The following is a 4,507-nucleotide window of genomic DNA, read 5'->3' as shown; positions in this document are numbered from 1 at the left end:
CAGTCCTCCATGTGCACCGGCTCAAGCGTGCCGGCAACGGACTTTACCGCCTCTTCGCGACCGGCGGCCGACAGGCTGCGGGTCGCGAAGCTCGGCAGCGCCCGCACCGGCAGCCGCCGCAGCCCGCACGACCGGATGTACCCCCTGCCGGATGGTCAGCTGTTGAATCGTTTTCGTTTTCCGGAAAGACAGCTTACACTCCACGAGAAGACCGTTTTCGCAGGCCACGGAGGCAAGCTGAATGCCGACCGAGACGATGCCCATCCGTGTCGTCAAGTCATTGCCCGTAGCGCTGCGCGCCGAGCTGCGGAATGAAGGTTGACGTGCCGGTCCGCCATGACCACTGGATCGGCGGCAAGGCCGAGCGGCCGGCGAGCGGTGCGTACCTGCCCACGCTGGACCCGGCGATCCAGCGACCCGGCTGCCGGGTGACGAGATTGCCGCGGGCTCGGCGGCGGCGATGTCGGCCGGGCCGTGGCCGCGGCTGTGGCGGCCCAGCCAGGGTGGGCATGGCGGTCGGGTGCGGAGCGTTCGGAGGTGCTCCACCGGGTTGCGCACGCGATGGAGGCCGGCGCCGACGAGTTGATGGAGCTGGAGCGTGCCTGCACGGGGAAGGTCGCCGCCCAGCTCCGCACGGAAGTCAAGATGTCGGCCGCCTACTTCCGGTACTACGCAGGAGTGCTGAGCGCGCATCACGGGCACACGATCGATCAAGGTGGCCGTCACCACACCTACACTCGGCTCGAGCCCTACGGCGTCATCGCCGCGATCACACCGTGGAACCTGCCTCTGAACCAGGCGTATCGGGCACTGGCCCCGCGCTTACCGCGGGGAACGCGGTCGTGGCCAAGCCGTCGGAGCTTACATCGACCTCGACGCTGCGCCTGGCCCGTCTGGCCAGCGGTGCGGGCCTCCCGGACGGCCTGCTGAACGTGGTGACGGGTACCGGGCCCGAGGCGGGCACGCCGCTGGCCGCTTACCCGGCGGTACGGCGCGTCACGTTCACCGGCTCGGTTGCCCCCGGTCGGCACCTAGCTAGGGTCGCGGCCGACCGGTTGGCGCCCAGGACACTCGAGCTCGGCGGCAAGTCGCCGATCGTGGTGTTCACGGACGCCGCCCTCGCCCGGGCCGTCGCTGCCGCGGTGACGGCGGTGACGACGAACGCCGGTCAGGTGTGCTCGGCCGCCGTGCCTGACGAGCACACGGACCGGTGCCGGGGGAAATCAGCCGGAACGACGGATCTGCGCGCCGCACGAGAACCGGATGGCGCCGCGCCCATCGGAATTACGCAGCTCGCCCTCGGCGACGACGAACTGTCGGCCCCGGTAGGCGACCGTGGCTGCGGCGGTGACGGGTTCGCCGCCTGCGGGCACACCTCGCAGGTAGTTGACGGCGAGGTCGAGCGGCACCAGCCGTTCGCCGGGCACCAACACGGTGGCCTGGGCGTCGGCGGCGACGATATGCGCGATCAGCCCGAGCACACCACCGTGGACGGCACCGAAACTGTTGGCCACCTGCAGGCCCGGCCGCAGGGTCAGCTCGGACTCCCCGCGTCTGCGGGTACGACTGACCACGCCGAGCAGGGCCGACAGCGCGCTGGCGAGAGGCGGATTGGCCCCGGACACGATTGCCGACGAGGTCGGATCCGCTGCCGACGGTGAGTGCGTGCTATCCATCTGTGCCGAGGCAGGAGACGAGGCAGGGGTCGAGGCCAGACTGCGCTGCGGATTGATCGCGCGCAGTGAGGTGACCGCGACCAGCTCACCGGCGGCGTCGACCAACTCCCCACGGGCCAGCCCGCTGTCGTCGCCGGCGAAGTCGGCCTGGCCGTCGGCGGTCAGCCAGCCCGGGGCAACCGGCAGCGGCCGGACAACCTCCAGCCTCAGTTGGGCAGTAAGCATGGGGGGTCCACCGGGGCCGGCCACAGCGACGGCGGTGCCGCACGCGGCGTCCGCGATCACGGCGAGGGCGCCCGCGAGCAGCCGGCCGTCCGTCCCCAGCAGCGGCGGCGCAACGGCCAGGCGGACGACCGCCCGCCCGCCGCCGACCTCGACGATCCGCACGCCAAAGGTCTCATACGCCGGCACAGGCCGGCCCTCGTACCCCAGCCCGGCACGGTAGCCGTCCAGGTCAGCGCTCTGCATGCGCCCAGGTTTCCACACTCCTCCCCCAATTCGCCATCTTCGTTAAATGATCGCATCGTAACTGTCGTGCGCCTCCCGCTGGCCGTGGACCGGCCGCTAGGATGAGCAGCCACAGATCGCTCGGTGGTGAGGTCTCATGCGTGAGCTGCTGGCGGATCTGCTCGGATGGTGGGAGTCGGAAACGCCGTTCGCCCTGGCCACCGTCGTGACGACCAGCGCGTCCGCGCCCCGGCCTCCCGGTGCCGCGATGGCCGTCGACACCGCTGGCGAGGCGCTCGGAAGCGTCTCGGGCGGCTGCGTCGAAGGGGCGGTGTACGACACGGCGCAACGGGTGCTTGCCACCGGCGAACCGGTCCTGGAGACCTTTGGCTTCGGTGCCGACGATGCGTTCGCAGCCGGCCTGACCTGCGGTGGCACGATCAGCGTCTTCGTACAGCGAATCGATCACGTGACTGCGCCGGACCTTCCGGCCGTCGCGTCGGCATCGGCGGCAGCGGAGCCGGTCGCGGTGGCGACCGTGATCGCCGGACCGGCACGGGTGGGGGCGCGACGCACGGTATGGCAGGACCGCGCGGCCGGCACGACCGGCACCGAGGGCCTCGACGTGACGGTCACCGACGACGCGCGAGGCATGCTCGCGCAAGGGCAGTCCGGCCAGCGCCACTACGGGCCGGCGGGCGAACGGTGCGGTGACGCCGTCACCGTCTTCGTCCAATCCATCGCGCCTCCCCCGCGGATGCTCCTCTTCGGCGCGATCGACTTCGCCCACGCGGTCACCCGGATCGGGGTCTTCCTCGGCTACCACGTCACCGTCTGCGACGCCCGGGGCGTGTTCGCCACCCGGAAACGGTTCCCCGAAGCACACGAGGTGGTGGTCGAGTGGCCGCACCGTTATCTCATCCGCACCGCGGTGGACCCGTCGACGGTGATCTGCGTACTCACCCACGACCCGAAGTTCGACGTGCCGCTGTTGGAGGTGGCAGTGCGCACGCCAGCCGGGTACATCGGAGCGATGGGGAGCCGGCGTACCCACGCGGATCGGCTGGCCCGGCTGCGCAAAGCCGGTCTGACCGAGGAGGATCTCGCTCGCATCCGTGCACCGATCGGCCTTGACCTGGGCGCGCGCACCCCCGAAGAGACCGCCGTGTCGATCGCCGCCGAGATCATTCAGAATCGTCGGCGGAGTAGCGGCTGGCCGCTGTCGACCACAACAGGTCCCATCCACAAGTGAAGAAGTCGACACCGGCGTCGTCGATCGCGGCGGCGACCACGACACGGGCCGATCAAAAAGTCACACAGTCAGCACAGCGCACGAACGTGCAGAGGACGGGAGGTACTCGGTGTCCTGGGTGTACACCGGGTTCTCGATCGGCCGCGTGGTCCGGTTAGCCTTGCGCTCCTTGGCGGTCTGGATGTCCTCCAGCCGCCGGATGAACATCAAGTAGGCGATCTGCTCGATGACCTCCAACGGGTTGGAGATTCCACCCGACCAGAAGGCGTTCCAGACGCGGTCAATCTTGTTCTTCAGATCGCCGGTAATCACCGGAAGAGTCTAATCGACACATCGCTACCACATCGTCGCCGCGGTCGCGTAGCGGAGCCGCGTCCGGCTAAAGATCTTAAAGAAGGGCGAGCTGGCAGGCTGTCCCGACCGTTCTGCGCCGGATCCGCAGTTCGCTCACCCCATAGATCCGGCTCGCCGGCCACTGCGGTCGACAACCCGCGCGGCGACGAAGTGCGTCGGCGGGTTGGAGCCACAGGTCCGGGACAGATTGGTTCAGCCTCGAATCATCGTCCCGCTCGCCCCGTGGCAGAGGGCGATCATCTTAAGGCTCGTCCCACCTGATCGAGTCTGGACGCCGACCGGTGGCGAACATCTCTCGCACAACTTCGCGCGCATTGGATGGGCCGTTGTTCAGCCACCCGATCAAGAACCTGGGCACACGTCGCCGAGACGGGATCCTGCATCCCCCGTGCTGGTAGCCGCCTCACCAATCCACGCCCCGCCGGGCGGATCATCCACGGCCAACGTAAACGCCGACTACGTGTCCCGGAAAACTAGGCCCTGGGCGCAGGCCTCGACTTTCGCTGTTACGCTGCGTCGAGCTCCCACGCCAGACGGATGGTGTGGATTTCCTCGGGGGTCGGCTGGTCGGGGCGTGTGACCTGATATTTGGTGGCGATCAGTACCCGGCGCAGCTTGTCGATGATGTCGGCGGTGGAAGGGTTGGCCTTGGTGGTGTACCAGGGGGCCTGGTCGCGGTGATCGGCGACTCGGTGGGGGTGTGACCGACGGTGGCGTACCACAGCATGGTGAGGGTCTGGCAGGTCAGGCCGAACGGGACGGTGCGCTCGACGGCGTG

General features: G+C 69.0%; 3 protein-coding genes and 3 pseudogenes. 3 read left to right on the top strand and 3 right to left on the bottom strand.

Going from position 1 to position 4,507, the window contains the following annotated elements; genetic code table 11:
- Nucleotides 1-315, top strand: a 315-nt coding sequence (locus U9977_RS15230; protein ID WP_322749917.1) for a hypothetical protein, incomplete at its 5' end; no start/stop codon positions are given.
- Between the two features lie 159 nt (nucleotides 316-474).
- Nucleotides 475-1,127: pseudogene (locus tag U9977_RS15225) on the top strand (aldehyde dehydrogenase family protein); the annotation flags it as partial.
- A gap of 96 nt (nucleotides 1,128-1,223) precedes the next feature.
- On the opposite strand, the gene U9977_RS15215 reads toward U9977_RS15225, so the two are convergent.
- A complete protein-coding gene (locus U9977_RS15215) occupies nucleotides 1,224-2,144 on the bottom strand; it encodes a PaaI family thioesterase (protein WP_322749915.1) in 921 nt (306 codons plus the stop codon).
- 136 nt (nucleotides 2,145-2,280) lie between these two features.
- Here U9977_RS15215 and U9977_RS15210 point away from each other — a divergent pair, with 136 nt between their 5' ends.
- Nucleotides 2,281-3,375 carry an XdhC/CoxI family protein gene (locus U9977_RS15210; RefSeq protein WP_322749914.1) on the top strand — a complete coding sequence of 365 codons (1,095 nt, stop codon included), beginning with the start codon at nucleotides 2,281-2,283 and terminating at the stop codon, nucleotides 3,373-3,375.
- Between the two features lie 99 nt (nucleotides 3,376-3,474).
- On the opposite strand, the pseudogene U9977_RS15205 reads toward U9977_RS15210, so the two are convergent.
- Nucleotides 3,475-3,687 (bottom strand): annotated as a pseudogene (locus U9977_RS15205) (type I restriction-modification system subunit M N-terminal domain-containing protein); the annotation flags it as partial.
- A gap of 548 nt (nucleotides 3,688-4,235) precedes the next feature.
- A pseudogene (locus U9977_RS15200) lies at nucleotides 4,236-4,507 on the bottom strand (hypothetical protein); the annotation flags it as partial.

This window comes from Protofrankia sp. Cas8 (genome assembly GCF_963555845.1).
In the GTDB taxonomy this organism is placed as follows: domain Bacteria; phylum Actinomycetota; class Actinomycetes; order Frankiales; family Frankiaceae; genus Protofrankia.
This window is presented reverse-complemented; position numbering and strand designations above follow the sequence as displayed.

Bases quoted from the DNA above. Each gene is read 5' to 3' on its own strand.
- U9977_RS15210 (WP_322749914.1), top strand. From the start codon at position 2,281: ATGCGTGAGCTGCTGGCGGATCTGCTCGGATGGTGGGAGTCGGAAACG.
- U9977_RS15215 (WP_322749915.1), bottom strand. From the start codon at position 2,144: ATGCAGAGCGCTGACCTGGACGGCTACCGTGCCGGGCTGGGGTACGAG.